The following is a 17,406-nucleotide window of genomic DNA, read 5'->3' as shown; positions in this document are numbered from 1 at the left end:
AGCTCGCGCCGATCGGGTAAGCGGCGCTGCGGATACTTTGGCAGCACCATTCCCGCAGCGCCACCCCCGAACGGGGGTAGAAATCCGGCCCGCTTAGGGCGTGTGCGCCAGGGCGATCAGCTCGCGTGCATGCTCCAGACCGCTTTTCGAGTCGGGCAGACCCGAGAGCAGCCGTGCCATTTCGGCGGCACGTTCGTCACCGTGCAGCTGGCGAACGCTCGAGGCGGTCACCGCGCCGTCACTATCTTTCACGACCGTCAGGTGGTTGCCGGCGAACGCGGCGACCTGCGCCAGGTGAGTCACTACGATGACCTGTGCGGTTTCGGCGAGTCGCGCCAACCGACGCCCGATCTCAATCGCGGCCGCGCCTCCGACTCCCGCGTCAACCTCGTCGAAGACGAAGGTCGGCACCGGGTCCATGGCGTTGATCACGACCTCGATCGCCAGCATCACCCGCGAGAGCTCTCCGCCGGATGCGCCCTTGGCCAAGGCGCGCGGTTCGGCGCCGGCGTGCGGTTGCAACAGAATCTTCACGCCGTCCCGGCCGGTCACGGTCGGCTCTTCGCGACTGTCGATCTCGACAATCAGGCGTGCGTTCGGCATGGCCAGTGCGGCCAGCTCGGCGGTCACCGCCGCGCCGAGGGCGACACCGGCGCTCTCGCGCAGCAGGGTGATCACGCCCGCCCGCTCGTTGACCTGCTGCTCGCCTCGTTCGGTGTCGGCGCTGAGCTGATCGATACGCTCCGAGTCACTGTCGAGTTCGAGCAGCCGAGCGCTGCCGGTGTCGAGAAAATCGATGGCTTCGTCGAGGCCGCCGACATACTTGCGGGCTACGATCGCGAGCGCGGCCCGGCGCTCCTGCACGATTTCAAGCTCGCGGGCGCCGTCGGCATCGAGTTCGGCCAGGTAGCTCGACAGTTGCGCGGCAATGTCAGCGATCAGGAATCCGGCGTTGGCGATGGCGTCGACGATCGGGGGCAGTGCCGAGTCGTGGGTGGCCGCCCGTTCGAGTTGGCGACGGGCGCCGTCGAGCAGAGCCGTGGCATCCGGGAGGTCATCGGTCGAGTCTTCGGCCGAGAGCAGTTCGCGGGCCTGGGCCGCGGCCAGACGCAGCTCTTCGAGGTTGCCGAGACGTTCGGCGCGTTCGGCGAGCTCGGCGTCTTCGCCGCGCAGCGGTGCAACGTCTTCGACCTCGGCGATGGCGATGCGCAGGCTTTCGGCCTCGCGCGCGCGCGCATCGCGCTCTTGGGTGAGGCGGTCAAGCTCGGAGCGGTTGGCGTGCCAGTCATGGAACACCTGCTGGTAGTCGGCAAGGGCCGCGGCCAACTCGGGGCCGGCAAATCGGTCGAGAGCGTCGCGTTGCGCCACAGCCGAGCGCAGGCGCACCTGGTCGGATTGGCCGTGCACGACCACGAGCGCACCGCCGAGATCGCCCAGAACGGATGCCGGAGCGCTGCGTCCACCCACGATGGCCCGACTGCGCCCCTCGGCCGAGACCGAACGGCCGAGGATGAGTTCTGCGCCGTCGAGGTCTCCCCCGGCGTCACGCACACGATCGGCCACGGCACCGGCCGGATCGACGAGCCAGCGCCCCTCCACCCAACTCTGCGCCTGCCCCTGTCGCACGGTGCCGGCATCCGCTCGCTCACCAAGCAGCAGCCCGAGCGCCGTGACGACCATGGTCTTGCCGGCACCGGTCTCGCCCGTGACCGCGGTGAATCCGGGCCCGAGCGGGAGCGTTGCTTCGGCGATGACGCCGAGATCCCGAATCGACAGTTCTTCGATCATGCCCGTGCACCGGTTTCTCTGACGTGCCCACTCATACTGACGTGCCTACTCGCGCTGACGTGCCCACTCGCGCTGACGTACCCACTCGCGCTGACGTACCCACTCGCGCTGACGTGCCTACTCGCGACCAATGGGCCCCCTCCAGCCCGTGACGGGCAGGTTGAATTTGTTCACGAGACGGTCGGTGAAGGGGCCGGAGTGCAGGCGGGCCAGACGCACCGGCACGCTCGAGCGGCGGGCCACGACGCGGGCGCCGGGCGGGAGATCGTGGGCCCGACGACCATCGGCCCAGAGCACGCCGGAACCGCCACCGCGCGCCAGAATCTCGACGGCCAGCGACGAGTCGGGGCCGACAACGAGAGGGCGGGCAAAGAGTGCGTGGGCGCTGAGCGGCACGAGCAATAGTGCGTCGAGACTGGGCCAGACGACGGGGCCACCGGCCGAGAACGAGTAGGCGGTCGACCCGGTGGGCGTCGACATGACCACGCCGTCGCAACCGAAGGAGGAGAGCGGACGGCCGTCGACCTCGACGACGACCTCGAGCATGCGTTCGCGGCTGGCTTTCTCGACCGTTGCCTCGTTGAGCGCCCAGGTTTCATAGACAACCTCGCTGCCCACCTTGACGCGCACCGCGAGCGTCATGCGCTCCTCGACGGCATAGTCGCGATCCAGCACACGGCGCACGGCCTCACCGAGATCGTCGCGCTCGCTTTCGGCCAGGAAGCCCACATGGCCGAGGTTGATTCCGAGCAGCGGAGCGGAGCATCCGCGCACGAGTTCGGCGGCACGCAAAATGGTGCCATCGCCGCCGAGCACGATGACGAGTTCGAGCTCGGTGCTCGCGACCTGCTCGCCGAGGACCTCGAGCCGGTTCGCCAGTTGAGGCGCTGCGGCCAGCAGGTCGGCGCGTTCGACACTGTCGAGCACCGGGATCGCGCCGGCGGCCAACAACTGCTCGCAGACGGTGACGGCAGCCTCGAGCGAGTCGCTGCGTCCCGTGTGCGCGACGACGAGAATGTAGCGTGCTGTATCTGTCATATCGTCACACTCCCACGAGCTGCTTGATCCGGTCGATCCATTCTGTCGGATTACTGCCGCGCTCGGTGCTCATCCAGCAGAGATACTCGTGATTGCCTGCCGCACCCAAGATCGGCGAGGCGATCAGGCCGTTCGTGTGCAGACCCAGATCCCAGCCCGCCCAGAGAACGCCGGCGACGGCATCCGCTCGCAGGGCCAGATCATGCACGACACCCTCACGGATGCCGCCCCGCCCCACCTCGAACTGCGGCTTGATCAGCAGCACGAAGTCCGCGCCCGGCGCGGCCGACGCCACGAGGGCCGGCAGCACTGTGGGGAGTGAGATGAAGGAGAGGTCGGCCACGACGAGCGTGGGCCGGGTGCTGATTCCGGATGCCGCGGCCAACGATTCTGCGCTCGCGTAACGCACGTTGAATCCTTCAACCAGAACCAAGCGCGGCTCGAGAGCGAGTTCGGGCGCCAACTGCCCGTGGCCCACGTCAACGGCGATCACCTGACTGGCGCCGCGTTCGAGCAAGACTTGGCTGAAGCCACCGGTGGAAGCGCCGGCGTCGAGGGCGGTGCGCCCCGCGACGCTCAGCTCGAATGCGTCAAGCGCGGCGAGGAGTTTGTGGGCCCCGCGGCTCACATAATGATCGGTCGGGGCGACTTCGATGAGCTGGTTCGCGCGCACCTTGGCCGCCGCCTTGACGGCGGTCTGGCCGGCCACACTGACCAGCCCGGCCGCGATGAGCTTGGCCGCGATGGTTCGGGAGCGCACCAAACCACGCTCGACAAGTGCCGAGTCAAGCCTGGATTCCACCGGCAGGTCTGGTTGGCCGACTGGTTGGCCAACGGCGTCGCCGTCGACCGTAGCATCCGTCGGCACATCGCCGGTCATCGTTCGGTCACGACCGGCACGTCGCCGCCCTCGAGAATGTCACGCAGCGCATCGTGGAGCTGCGTGTACGCCGCGGCGCGCTCCTCGAGCGGCTGGCCATCGATCGCTGCAATCTGCGCGACGAGGCCGTCGTCAAGCGGAACTTCCTGCGCATCCATGGTTTCTAGGTTACCTGTCGAGATACAGTCGCTCGGGAACGTTCAGCCCGTAGATCGGTCGCCCCGACGCCCAGATCGCCGCGCAGGCGGCCCGCAGCAGGTTGATGCCGTTGTCGCCCTCGGCACTGACTTCGACGTCATTTCCGCGGATGCGCACGGTGGCGCCGGCGACGGTCGCGCTGCTTCCGTCTTTGCTCATGACCGTCTCGGGGTACGGCTCGTGCAGCTGACGCAGGTCGTCAAGAATGAACTGTGGACGCGAGGCCGCATCGGCGGCCAGAACCTGTTTCGCCTTGTCGATGCCGGTCAGTACGAGAACCGAGGGGATGCCCGCCCGGTTGGCTCCGAGAATGTCGGTGTCGAGTCGGTCACCGATGAACAGCGCCTGACTGGCACCGAACCGGTTCGTCGCCTCGGTGAAGATGGCGACCTCCGGCTTGCCCGCAACGATCGGCAACCGTCCGACGGCGGTATGCACGGCCGACACGAGGGTGCCGTTGCCCGGGGCGATGCCGCGCGCCACCGGAATCGTCCAGTCGGTGTTGGTGGCGATCCAGGGAATCTCGGCTCCGTCCGCCGCCGCATTGTTTAGAGCGAAGGAGGCCTCGGCCAGGTGCGCCCACCCCACGTCGGGGGCGAAGCCCTGAATGACGGCGGCCGGTTTGTCGTCGGCCGAGCGCGTGACGAGAAAACCTGCTTTCTCGACCTCGTTGACCAGCCCGTCCCCGCCGATCACCAGGATGAGCGCGCCGGGCGCGACCTGATCGGCCAGAAGTCGAACGGCGGCCTGGGGTGAGGTGACGACATCCGCTGCGGCCACAGCCAACCCGAGTTCGGTCAGATGGTCGGCCACCGACTGATCGGTGCGCGAGGCGTTGTTCGTGATGTAGCCGACGCGGAGCGTCTCAGCCGCACGATTCAGCGCATCGACGGCGAACGGAATCGCCGACGGACCAGCGTAGACGACTCCGTCGAGGTCGGCCAGAACAACGTCGACGCCGTCAAGCGGCGTCGACGTCACAGTCTTACGACCAAACTTCAGCAAATCTGCTCCTTCTACTCGGCCGAGGTGTCAGCGGCGCTGGCTGCGGCGGCCTTGGCTGCACGGGCGGCCCGCGCCTTTTCGTTTTTGGCGAGACGGGCGGCTTCGACCTTCGCAGCCTGGGCGGCCTCGACGGCCTGGGCCCCGTCGACGACGTCGTCATCGTCGGACGGGGCCGTCTCAGTTTCCGCAGACTCAACAGGCTCAATGGGCTCGGGCTCGACAGACTTCGGCTCAACGGCATCCGACTGGTCGTGCACGATCAACGCATCATCGGCCGCAAAGATGTCATCAGCGTCAAGGTCGTACTGCTCTTCTTCGTCGATCTCGATGATCTCCATCGTCTCGTCGTCAGCCTCGCCGAATGCGGCATCGGCCCGAGCCGCGAGAATCGTCCACTTCTCAGCGTCGGCGTCGCGGCCCAGCTCAGCCAGAACATCCGCGTAGGTGGCGAACAGCTCAGCGCTGTAGGAGAACGCCGTCTTTGTGTTGAGCTGGGGAATTTCGAGCTCGCGCAGAGCCGCTTCGGTCTCGCCGAGGTCGAGGCGCGCGCCGCACATGGCGATCGCCAGCGACACCTGCACGGATGCCGGCAGGGTTGCCCGGTCGACCGAACGCCCGAGTTCCAGCGCCCGGTCGGGGCGACCGACGCCGCGTTCGCTGTCGACCATCAGAGCCAGCTGGTCGTTGGATCCGGAGATGCGACGGTAGGTACGCAGTTCCCGCAGCGCCAGAGCGAAGTCGCCGATCGCGTAGGCGGTGATCGCAAGACTTTCACGCACGATCGCAATGCGACCAGCGCGACGAGCGGCGGAGACCACATGGGCGTGGGCTGCTTCGGGGTCGCTGTCGATCAGTCGCGCGGCCATGGCGAGGTGCTTGGCCACCCATTCGGCGTTGTCTTTGGTCAGGGTCTTGAGCTCGTTGCGCGCGAGGCGGTCGAGGTCTTTGTCTGAAACGTCGTCGGGCAGAATGGGGTCATCGTGCCGCGAACGCACGGGGCGGAGCTCGCGCTGCATACGCTGCTCGACGGTCTCCTCCTCCGCAATGTACTGGGCGTCACGGGCTTCACGGTCGTTCCGGGCTGGAGCTCCATCGCGGGTCCACAGCTTCTTGTCACCGTCGCGCGAGTCTGAATCGCGGCGCGGACGATCGCGTGAACCATCCTTGTCCCACGGCTTCTTGTCTCCGTGGTGTGCCGGACGGTCCGCACCGCCGCGATACGCGGGACGCTCGGAGCGTGCGCCATCGCGTGCCGGTCGATCGGAACGCTCGCCGCTCTTCTCCCACGGCTTACGCTCACCATCACGAGCCGGACGCTCGGAGTTGCCGCGGTACGGCGGACGCTCGCCGTCACGGGCCGGACGGTCCGAGTTGCCGCGGTAGGCAGGACGCTCGCCGCTCTTCTCCCACGGCTTACGCTCACCATCACGGGCCGGACGATCGGAGTTGCCACGGTACGGCGGACGCTCACCATCACGAGCCGGACGATCGGAGTTGCCACGGTACGGCGCACGCTCGCCCGAACCAGACGGACGATCGGAGTTGCCGCGGTAGGCAGGACGCTCGCCGCTCTTCTCCCACGGCTTACGCTCACCATCACGAGCCGGACGATCGGAGTTGCCACGGTACGGCGCACGCTCACCATCACGAGCCGGACGGTCCGAGTTGCCACGGTACGGCGCACGCTCGCCCGAACCCGACGGACGATCGGAGTTGCCGCGGTAGGCAGGACGCTCGCCGCTCTTCTCCCACGGCTTACGCTCACCATCACGGGCCGGACGCTCCGAGTTGCCACGGTACGGCGGACGCTCGCCGTCCCGAGCGGGCCGGTCCGAGTTGCCGCGGTACGGCGCCCCGCCGGAGCGGGAGGAGTTACCCTGTGATCCCTTCGAACGGTCGTCTCGGCCTGCGCCGGATGACCGATCGTCCCGGCTTCCGCCGCGTGGGTCGTTGCCATTGGATCCTGAAGGGCTCACTGTATCTCCTGTGTAATTTGATTCGCTGCGCATGGCACTCTGACCAGCGTACGCGTTAACGCAAAATGGCCACCCGACGGGTGGCCATTTTGGTGTTTCTAAGTTAAGTCCGGCGGTGTCCTACTCTCCCACAGGGTCCCCCCTGCAGTACCATCGGCGCTGAGAGCCTTAGCTTCCGGGTTCGGAATGTGACCGGGCGTTTCCCTCTCGCTATAGCCGCCGAAACATCTTGTGATGAACCACCAGGGTGGTCGTCAAGTTGTTTCAACATCTTGCGTGTACCGACTCGAAAGACGGCACTATTCAATTGTTGTTTGCCTATGAAGGCGGTTGTTCTCGACCGTACATCGAGAACCACATAGTGGACGCATAGCAGCTTATTCAAACTGAGTGTTATCAAATTATCGGCTTATTAGTACCGGTCAGCTCCATGAGTCTTTAGTCCTCACTTCCACATCCGGCCTATCAACGCAGTAGTCTAGCTGCGAGCCTCTCCCCCTAAGGGATGGAAATCTCATCTCGAAGCCGGCTTCCCGCTTAGATGCTTTCAGCGGTTATCCGTTCCGAACGTAGCTAATCAGCGGTGCTCCTGGCGGAACAACTGACACACCAGAGGTTCGTCCATCCCGGTCCTCTCGTACTAGGGATAGATCTTCTCAAATTTCCTGCGCGCGCAGCGGATAGGGACCGAACTGTCTCACGACGTTCTAAACCCAGCTCGCGTACCGCTTTAATGGGCGAACAGCCCAACCCTTGGGACCTACTCCAGCCCCAGGATGCGACGAGCCGACATCGAGGTGCCAAACCATGCCGTCGATATGGACTCTTGGGCAAGATCAGCCTGTTATCCCCGAGGTACCTTTTATCCGTTGAGCGACAGCGCTTCCACAAGCCACTGCCGGATCACTAGTCCCGACTTTCGTCCCTGCTCGACTTGTCAGTCTCACAGTCAAGCTCCCTTGTGCACTTACACTCGACACCTGATTGCCAACCAGGTTGAGGGAACCTTTGGGCGCCTCCGTTACTTTTTAGGAGGCAACCGCCCCAGTTAAACTACCCACCAGGCACTGTCCCTGAACCGGATCACGGTTCGAAGTTAGATATCCAATATGACCAGAGTGGTATTTCAACGATGACTCCACCTGAACTAGCGTCCAAGCTTCAAAGTCTCCCACCTATCCTACACAAGCCACACCGAACACCAATACCAAGCTGTAGTAAAGGTCACGGGGTCTTTCCGTCCTGCTGCGCGTAACGAGCATCTTTACTCGTAATGCAATTTCGCCGAGTTCGCGGTTGAGACAGCTGGGAAGTCGTTACGCCATTCGTGCAGGTCGGAACTTACCCGACAAGGAATTTCGCTACCTTAGGATGGTTATAGTTACCACCGCCGTTTACTGGGGCTTAAATTCTCAGCTTCGCCTTACGGCTAACCGTTCCTCTTAACCTTCCAGCACCGGGCAGGCGTCAGTCCGTATACATCGTCTTGCGACTTGGCACGGACCTGTGTTTTTAGTAAACAGTCGCTTCCCACTGGTCTCTGCGGCCTTCAAACGCTTCGGAAGTAAATTCCTACACGCCTCAGGCCCCCCTTCTCCCGAAGTTACGGGGGCATTTTGCCGAGTTCCTTAACCACGATTCTCTCGATCTCCTTAGTATTCTCTACCTGATCACCTGAGTCGGTTTGGGGTACGGGTGACTAAAACCTCGCGTCGATGCTTTTCTTGGCAGCATAGGATCACTGATTTCGCCCATACGGGCTACCCATCGGGTCTCAACCTTATATGAGAGACGGATTTGCCTATCTCTCGGCCTACATCCTTAGACCGGGACAACCATCGCCCGGCTCAGCTACCTTCCTGCGTCACACCTGTTAATACGCTAACCGCACCAGCATAGGGTCGTGTGCTAGGCCCAACGCCTCACCCCGAAGGGATCAGTCAGTGGGATTCAGACACTTAGCATCACTGGATTAGTTTGGGCGGTTTTTCGCCAGTACGGGAATATCAACCCGTTGTCCATCGACTACGCCTGTCGGCCTCGCCTTAGGTCCCGACTTACCCAGGGCGGATTAACCTGGCCCTGGAACCCTTGATCTTTCGGAGGACGGGTTTCTCACCCGTCTTTCGCTACTCATGCCTGCATTCTCACTCGTGTAGCCTCCACGGCTGGTTTACACCGCCGCTTCGCTGGCCACACGACGCTCTCCTACCCATCAACACGGCTGAACCAACACCACAAGGGTGCGGCTTACCAAAAATATCAATGCCACAACTTCGGTGGCGTGCTTGAGCCCCGTTACATTGTCGGCGCGGAATCACTTGACCAGTGAGCTATTACGCACTCTTTCAAGGGTGGCTGCTTCTAAGCCAACCTCCTGGTTGTCTGTGCAACTCCACATCCTTTCCCACTTAGCACGCGCTTTGGGACCTTAGTTGGTGGTCTGGGTTGTTTCCCTCTCGACGATGAAGCTTATCCCCCACCGTCTCACTGCTGCGCTCTCACTTACCGGCATTCGGAGTTTGGCTAACGTCAGTAACCTTTTAGGGCCCATCGGCTATCCAGTAGCTCTACCTCCGGCAAGAAACACGCAACGCTGCACCTAAATGCATTTCGGAGAGAACCAGCTATCACGAAGTTTGATTGGCCTTTCACCCCTATCCACAGCTCATCCCCTCCATTTTCAACTGAAGTGGGTTCGGTCCTCCACGACGTCTTACCGTCGCTTCAACCTGGCCATGGATAGATCACTTCGCTTCGGGTCTAGGACATGCGACTGAATCGCCCTATTCAGACTCGCTTTCGCTACGCATTCCCCTCTCGGGTTAAGCTCGCCACATATCACTAACTCGCAGGCTCATTCTTCAAAAGGCACGCTGTCACCAGAATCAGACTGGCTCCAACGGTTTGTAAGCAAACGGTTTCAGGTACTATTTCACTCCCCTCCCGGGGTACTTTTCACCTTTCCCTCACGGTACTTGTTCACTATCGGTCATGTAGGAGTATTTAGGCTTATCAGGTGGTCCTGACAGATTCACACGGGATTTCTCGGGCCCCGTGCTACTTGGGATACTCTTCGCGCCATTGCTGCATTTCGACTACGGGGTTCGCACCCTCTATGACCAGGCTTTCAATCCTGTTCGTCTATACAACGTTGTAACGCTCACTGTTCGGCAGAATCAGCAGAAAAGTCCCGCAACCCCGACCATGCAACGCCTGCCGGCTATCACACATGATCGGTTTAGCCTCATCCGGTTTCGCTCGCCACTACTAACGGAATCACTGTTGTTTTCTCTTCCTGTGGGTACTGAGATGTTTCACTTCCCCACGTTCCCTCTACCCGCCCTATATATTCAGGCGGGAGTCACCAGGTCACCTTACGGGCCTGGCGGGGTTTCCCCATTCGGAAATCCTCGGATCAAAGTTCGTTTATCAACTCCCCGAGGCTTATCGCAGATTACTACGTCCTTCTTCGGCTCTACATGCCAAGGCATTCACCGTTTGCTCTTAAAAATTTGAAATCACATGAGTTTGAATCGATTAAGTATCACGAATAAATTCGCGATCGAAATTGACCAATGATCTATGCACACTCACCCCAAAGGGCTCATGTGCTTTTGATCTTTGTAATCTATGCCCGAAGGCACAAATTTAAGATGCTCGCGTCCACTGTGTAGTTCTCAAAGTACGGGCGGTATCCCCTCCCATCCGCGGCTGCAAAACAGCTCGACTGCGAATGAAAAAAGATCCAGAGGAAAGGTTCATCAGCCCAAAGGCTCATGTTCCGGTCCCTCAGGACCCAACAGCGTGCGTCATGCAAACCCTCAAAAACCAAACCTTTCCAACCCCGCAAGGGAGCGTACTGAGTTCAACTTCATCCTGTTTGCATCAATGTCAATGTTCCACCCATGAGCGCCATCCAACCCGAACAGGTTGGTATGACTGTCAGCTGTTATCTCCCTGTATACAGAGGAGAGCTGAACGTGCTCCTTAGAAAGGAGGTGATCCAGCCGCACCTTCCGGTACGGCTACCTTGTTACGACTTAGTCCTAATCACCGATCCCACCTTCGACAGCTCCTCCCCTTGCGGGTTAGGCCACTGGCTTCGGGTGTTACCGACTTTCATGACTTGACGGGCGGTGTGTACAAGGCCCGGGAACGTATTCACCGCAGCGTTGCTGATCTGCGATTACTAGCGACTCCGACTTCATGAGGTCGAGTTGCAGACCTCAATCCGAACTGAGACCGGCTTTTTGGGATTCGCTCCACCTTACGGTATTGCAGCCCTTTGTACCGGCCATTGTAGCATGCGTGAAGCCCAAGACATAAGGGGCATGATGATTTGACGTCATCCCCACCTTCCTCCGAGTTGACCCCGGCAGTATCCCATGAGTTCCCACCATTACGTGCTGGCAACATAGGACGAGGGTTGCGCTCGTTGCGGGACTTAACCCAACATCTCACGACACGAGCTGACGACAACCATGCACCACCTGTTTACGAGTGTCCAAAGAGTTGACCATTTCTGGCCCGTTCTCGTATATGTCAAGCCTTGGTAAGGTTCTTCGCGTTGCATCGAATTAATCCGCATGCTCCGCCGCTTGTGCGGGCCCCCGTCAATTCCTTTGAGTTTTAGCCTTGCGGCCGTACTCCCCAGGCGGGGAACTTAATGCGTTAGCTGCGTCACGGAGACCGTGGAATGGCCCCCACAACTAGTTCCCAACGTTTACGGCATGGACTACCAGGGTATCTAATCCTGTTCGCTCCCCATGCTTTCGCTCCTCAGCGTCAGTTACGGCCCAGAGATCTGCCTTCGCCATCGGTGTTCCTCCTGATATCTGCGCATTCCACCGCTACACCAGGAATTCCAATCTCCCCTACCGCACTCTAGTCTGCCCGTACCCACTGCAGGCCCGAGGTTGAGCCTCGGGTTTTCACAGCAGACGCGACAAACCGCCTACGAGCTCTTTACGCCCAATAATTCCGGACAACGCTTGCACCCTACGTATTACCGCGGCTGCTGGCACGTAGTTAGCCGGTGCTTTTTCTGCAGGTACCGTCACTTTCGCTTCTTCCCTACTAAAAGAGGTTTACAACCCGAAGGCCGTCGTCCCTCACGCGGCGTTGCTGCATCAGGCTTTCGCCCATTGTGCAATATTCCCCACTGCTGCCTCCCGTAGGAGTCTGGGCCGTGTCTCAGTCCCAGTGTGGCCGGTCACCCTCTCAGGCCGGCTACCCGTCGTCGCCTTGGTGAGCTATTACCTCACCAACAAGCTGATAGGCCGCGAGTCCATCCTTGACCGAAATTCTTTCCACCCCCTGGAGATGCCTCCGAGGGTCGTATCCGGTATTAGACGTCGTTTCCAACGCTTATCCCAGAGTCAAGGGCAGGTTACTCACGTGTTACTCACCCGTTCGCCACTGATCCAAAGAGCAAGCTCTTCTTCACCGTTCGACTTGCATGTGTTAAGCACGCCGCCAGCGTTCGTCCTGAGCCAGGATCAAACTCTCCGTAAATGTTTGATTGCCAAGCCACCGAAGCGACCGGCACATCTAGTGTGTTCCACCACCGGAATAGGCGGGAAGAACACAAGTTTGAAACTGACAGAACAAATCATTACTGACTTGCTTTGTTGTTATAAATGTTTTCCAAAGGAATCTCCTACGCGGTACCCCCTAGAAAGGGACCCTACGTACGAGGTTTTTGGCATTTGACATTGTGCACGCTGTTGAGTTCTCAAGGATCGGACGCACCCAACTTCAGGCCACTGAAACAGTGACTTTCGCTCTGGGGCAACGATGCTAAAACAATTTCGCCCCACCTCCCGAAGAAGATGAAACTCATCAAACAAAGAATGAACGAACAAGTCCGTTTTGTTTTGCTTGGGATTGGTCCCGCTTGAGGCCGGCGAGCGTTTCGCTTTCCGAACCTGTGGGGTGACAAGAGAAAACAATACGCGGATCCACACACCCCCGCAAACCAGCCCGCCACCCGGGCGTGTCGGAATCCGACCCCGAAAGGACTCCCCCTCGCGGGCCCACGCATCCGTTCAAACGCACCGTCCCGCGCATCCGTTCAAACGCCTCCGCCCCGCGGCCCGCGAGGAGACTACTCGGTTCGTTGCAGGCGGAAAACGTCGAAAAGCACACGCAGGGTGAGCAGCCCCGAAAGAACAACGAGTAGGTATCCGAATACTTGGAACAGGCTCAGCGTGGGCGTGACCACCGGTCCCCCATCGCTGATCAAAAGCATCGCGGCCATGATGCCGAAGGTTCCGGCCATGAATGCCACAACGACCAGGTTGACGAGACTGCGCACGAGCGTGCGATCTCGTCGATCGGCGAAGAGTCGCACATTGACGCTGAACCGACCATCGACGAGGGCGCCGGTGATGCGATCGATCCGCGTCGGCAACCGTCGGATCAGCGGGGCGAGCGACAAGAACTCATCGCGGACGCCCGTGAACGCCGCACCCGGCGTGAAGCTGCGCTTGATGCGATCTTGGGCGAAGGCGCCGGCCGCACTGAGCATGTCGAAGCCGGGACTGAGGTGACGCAGCGTGCCTTCGACGGTGGCGACAGCCCGGAAGGCCGTCGCCAGTTCAGACGGGACCGCAATGCGATTCTCGGTGAGCATCCGCACCATCTCGGTGAAGACTGTCACGTCGAGCGAAGCGCCGGGCCCCAAACGGGTGGCGACGAAGACTCCGATCTGACGCCGCAATGACGTTTCGTCGATTTCGTCGGGCAGCTCGACGAAGGCGAGAAGAGCATCTGTGAATGCGCCCGCGTCTCCTCGGTAGAAGGCCAGAAGCACCGCACCGATCTGAGCGCGAAGTTGGGAATCGAGCCGCCCGACGGAACCGAAGTCGAGCAGTACGATCTCTCCGTCGGGGCGCAGAATGATGTTCCCGGGGTGAAGGTCCGCGTGAAAGACACCGTCATCGATGATCTGCGTGAGAGTCGAACGCAGCAACCGGCCGGCTTGCTCGTCACGCTCGGCCGCCGAATGCACCAGAAAGGCCCGTGGGTCGCTGAGAGTGTCGCCATCGACGAGTTCCATGACAAGAACCTTGCTCGTGCAAAGTTGCGCGAAATGGCGAGGGATGCCAACTCTCTCGTCGTCGTTGTGCTTGGCCTGGGTGAGCGCCATCGCGGCCATATTGCCGGCTTCGATACGATAGTCCACCTCGTCGCGCAGGCTGGCAGCGAAGGTCTCAGCCAAACCCTGCACGCCAAGATCCTTCCCCCATGCGGTGGTGCGTTCAAACTGTGTGGCGAGCCTGATCATGATGTCGATATCGCGATCGATCAGCGGGATGATGCCGGGGCGCTGAACCTTCACCGCCACCCGCTCCCCCGTTTTGAGCGTCGCGCGGTGTACCTGCCCGATGGAAGCCGCCGCAAGCGGAGTCTCGTCAAACGATGAAAAGTGTTCCTCGACGGAACCGGCGAGCTCCGCTTCGAGAAGCGCACGAACGTCAGTCCACTTCGCTGGCGGCACCCGTTGCTGCAACTGGGAAAGCTCGGCGAGGAATTCGACAGGAAGAATGTCGGTGCGGGTAGAAAGTAGTTGGCCGAGTTTCACGAAGGCACCGCCCGCACTTTCCAGCGCGCCGCGCAGCGCCCGCGCCTGACGCGTGCGTTCCGCGCTGCCGGCTGCGGTCGGCTCCGTGTTCAACCGGAATGGCACCAAGCCCTGACGCAGTGCGATCCGGGAGATCTCGGCATAGCGACGCGTGCGTTCAAACCGAGAGGTGAGCGACGGAAGCCACTGGTCGGGGCGTGGGATCGACCCGGGCGGAACCAAAATCTCGGCGAGAACCAGAAAGGCCACCGCAACAAACAGGATGATGCCGAACTGCAAGGGCAGCAGCGCAAGCGAGTATTGCTGCTTGCCCCAGACAAACTGGGATTCGAAGCCCACCTCGGCGCCGAGTCCAAGGACTCCAGCGATGACCAGTCGAATCAGACCAATTCGAACGCCGAGAAATCGCCGCGCGAATCCCGCGAGAACCATCATGAACACAATCGTGATGATGCCGACGAGCAGCAGCTCCCAAATTATGGCACCCATAAAAACCTCCATTGTTCACGTTCCTGCGGGTCACGCTAGTCCCTTCATCGGCTGAAACAGCGCCTGATCTGACCCGAGCGTGGGACTTCATACTTTTGATTGAGCCACGGGTCAACCACTTGCGCGATTCGCAGGCGAGGCTGCGCTGCTGGACTGGGTCCATGGCTACTTCTTCTCGCAGATCGTCGCTCGCAACGCGGCTCAGTTCGCGGCGCGGCGCGCGAATTTCATTGGTACTTTCGCTGCTTGGCATTGTGGCGCTGTTCGGTTTGCTGAGCGGAGCGCAAGCGCCCGCAGGCAACGACACCGCCCCGCCCAGCTCTGAATCGGCACAGGTTCAGGCCGTGCTGTCGGAGTTCCCCGGCAGCGACGAACAATCGGTCATGGTCGTCGTGACCCGAGACGACGGCGGCGCACTCACCGCGGCGGACCGCACCTCGATCGATGCGCTCGCCCCCGTGCTGGGTTCCCAGACCGGGCACGACGCGTCGCCGACGCTCGTGAGCGACGACGGCCAGGCCGCCGTCGTGCAAGTTCCGCTCACGGTGACCGACGACACCGCCGCGACCGCAGAGCAGGTGAAAGCGCTGCGCGCCACGATCGCCGATTCGTCGCTTCCAGGGATGACGGCTCAGGTCACCGGCGGCCCGGCCTTTGGCGCCGACATCACTGCCGCCTTCGACGGTGCAGACATCACCCTGCTCATGGTCACCATCGGCATCGTGGCCATTTTGCTGCTGCTCACCTATCGCTCACCGATTCTGTGGCTTATCCCCCTCGCCGTTGTCGCCATCGCCGATCGGATCGCGGGAATGGTCACCAACACCGTCGGCACCGCGCTGTCGTTGCAGTTCGACTCGGGCATCATCAGCGTGCTCGTCTTCGGTGCCGGCACCAACTACGCCCTTCTGCTCATCTCCCGCTACCGCGAAGAGTTGCTGCAGACCGAAAACCACCGCGACGCTCTCGCGACTGCCTGGAAGAAGACGGCTCCGGCCATTTTGGCCTCCAACCTCACCGTGGTGCTGGCCCTGCTGACTCTGATGTTTGCGGTCATCCCCGGCACCCGCGGCCTCGGAATCGCCTCGGCCGTCGGCCTGCTCGTTGCTCTGGCCGCTGTGCTCCTGGTGCTGCCGCCGCTGCTCGCCGTGTGCGGTCGCCGGATCTTCTGGCCATTCGTTCCGCGCCCCGGCCAGAACAAGAAGGTCGGCCGCGTGTGGGGCGCCGTCGCACAGAAGGTGGTGCAACGCCCGGTCACGGCCTTCGTCTCGGGAATTCTGCTGCTCGCCGTCATGGCCACGGGAATCATCGGCACCAGTGTCGGACTCACCCAGGTGGAGAAGTTCCGGGTCGCCTCCGAATCGGGAACCGGCCTCACCACCCTCGGCGAGCACTTCCCAGCCGGTGAGGCACAACCGATGTTCATCGTGACACATTCAGACGGGGCGGATGCCGTGTCGAGGGCGGCCGAGGGCGTGCCGGGAGTCGTGCGCGCCACATCCGTCGGTACGGCTACTGTCGACGGCGTCGAACTGACCAAGATCATGGTGACCGGAACGCCCGCGCCGGGAACCGACGCGAGTCTCGCGTTGGTCGCCGATCTGCGCGATACCGTGCACGCGGTGCCCGGGGCTGACGCTCGCGTGGGCGGAGCGGTCGCGACCGATGTCGATGCCCGAGCGGGCGCCCAACACGATCTGTTGCTCATCGCACCGCTCGTGCTCGCCGTCAGTTTCATCGTGCTCGTGCTGTTGCTGCGTTCGCTCGTCGCACCGGTCGTACTGCTAGCCATCAACCTGGCCAGTGCGGTCGCTGCCATCGGCGCGGGTGCCTGGCTGAGCCGGGTGCTCTTCGACCAGGCCGCCCTGGATCTGCAGGTTCCGTTGCTCGCGTTCCTGTTCCTCGTCGCGCTCGGCATCGACTACACGATCTTCCTCGTGCACCGGGCAAAGCATGAAGCCGTCGCGCACGGCACCAAGCAGGGCATGGCGCGTGCCGTCGCTTCCACCGGTGGCGTCATCACGAGTGCCGGAATCGTGCTGGCCGCGGTCTTTGCGGCGCTCGGTGTACTGCCGCTCGTCACGCTGGGTCAGCTCGGTCTGATCGTCGGACTCGGCGTGATCGTCGACACGCTCGTGGTGCGCACCATAATCGTGCCGGCTGTGTTCAGTCTGCTCGGCGACAAGATCTGGTGGCCGGGCACCGCTCCGGCGGACCGTCTCGACCACGGTCACCTCGACCACGGTCGCCTCGGCCGGGCTCGGCCGACCCGCCGCGCCTAACGCACGCCGCGCCGAACGCACGCCGCGCCGAATGCACGCCGCGCCGAACGCACGCCGCGCCGAACGCACGCCGCGCCTAACGCACGCCGCGCCTAACGCACGCCGCGCCTAACGCACGCTGGCCCCCGACGTTTCGTCGGGGGGCCAGCGTGCGTTCGGGCT

The 17,406-nt window shown here is 62.0% G+C and carries 8 protein-coding genes and 3 rRNA genes; 1 reads left to right on the top strand and 10 read right to left on the bottom strand.

Features of this window, described 5'->3' with window-relative positions; translation table 11 throughout:
• Positions 1-93: 93 nt before the first annotated feature.
• From recN to HNR05_RS01210, 10 genes are all read right to left on the bottom strand, one after another.
• Positions 94-1,788: a DNA repair protein RecN gene (recN, locus tag HNR05_RS01255; protein WP_179577365.1), complete on the bottom strand. Its 1,695-nt coding sequence runs from the start codon at positions 1,786-1,788 to the stop codon at positions 94-96.
• 117 nt (positions 1,789-1,905) lie between these two features.
• On the bottom strand, positions 1,906-2,826 hold the full coding sequence (locus HNR05_RS01250; protein WP_179577364.1) for an NAD kinase: 921 nt from the start codon (positions 2,824-2,826) through the stop codon (positions 1,906-1,908).
• A gap of 4 nt (positions 2,827-2,830) precedes the next feature.
• Complete coding sequence (locus tag HNR05_RS01245; protein ID WP_343062671.1) at positions 2,831-3,628, bottom strand: TlyA family RNA methyltransferase; 798 nt, start codon at positions 3,626-3,628, stop codon at positions 2,831-2,833.
• Positions 3,629-3,702: 74 nt separating this feature from the next.
• The gene (locus HNR05_RS01240; RefSeq protein WP_179577362.1) at positions 3,703-3,864 is read right to left on the bottom strand and encodes a hypothetical protein; all 162 of its coding nucleotides are present in this window, start codon (positions 3,862-3,864) and stop codon (positions 3,703-3,705) included.
• A gap of 10 nt (positions 3,865-3,874) precedes the next feature.
• Positions 3,875-4,909 carry an HAD-IIA family hydrolase gene (locus HNR05_RS01235; protein WP_179577361.1) on the bottom strand — a complete coding sequence of 345 codons (1,035 nt, stop codon included), beginning with the start codon at positions 4,907-4,909 and terminating at the stop codon, positions 3,875-3,877.
• 11 nt (positions 4,910-4,920) lie between these two features.
• The gene (locus HNR05_RS17435; RefSeq protein WP_246318320.1) at positions 4,921-6,885 is read right to left on the bottom strand and encodes a primosomal protein; all 1,965 of its coding nucleotides are present in this window, start codon (positions 6,883-6,885) and stop codon (positions 4,921-4,923) included.
• Between the two features lie 107 nt (positions 6,886-6,992).
• Positions 6,993-7,109 (bottom strand): 5S ribosomal RNA (gene rrf, locus HNR05_RS01225).
• A gap of 168 nt (positions 7,110-7,277) precedes the next feature.
• A 23S ribosomal RNA gene (locus tag HNR05_RS01220) occupies positions 7,278-10,406 on the bottom strand.
• 473 nt (positions 10,407-10,879) lie between these two features.
• A 16S ribosomal RNA gene (locus HNR05_RS01215) occupies positions 10,880-12,402 on the bottom strand.
• The 16S, 23S and 5S rRNA genes sit together here, the layout of an rRNA operon.
• 592 nt (positions 12,403-12,994) lie before the next feature.
• Complete coding sequence (locus tag HNR05_RS01210) at positions 12,995-14,962, bottom strand: ABC1 kinase family protein (protein ID WP_179577360.1); 1,968 nt, start codon at positions 14,960-14,962, stop codon at positions 12,995-12,997.
• Between the two features lie 161 nt (positions 14,963-15,123).
• Here HNR05_RS01210 and HNR05_RS01205 point away from each other — a divergent pair, with 161 nt between their 5' ends.
• The gene (locus tag HNR05_RS01205; RefSeq protein WP_179577359.1) at positions 15,124-17,244 is read left to right on the top strand and encodes an MMPL family transporter; all 2,121 of its coding nucleotides are present in this window, start codon (positions 15,124-15,126) and stop codon (positions 17,242-17,244) included.
• Positions 17,245-17,406 lie beyond the last annotated feature (162 nt).

The organism is Leifsonia psychrotolerans, assembly GCF_013410665.1.
Lineage (GTDB): Bacteria > Actinomycetota > Actinomycetes > Actinomycetales > Microbacteriaceae > Cryobacterium > Cryobacterium psychrotolerans_A.
Note: the sequence above shows the minus strand (reverse complement) of the source record. Positions and strands in the feature narration are given on the sequence as shown.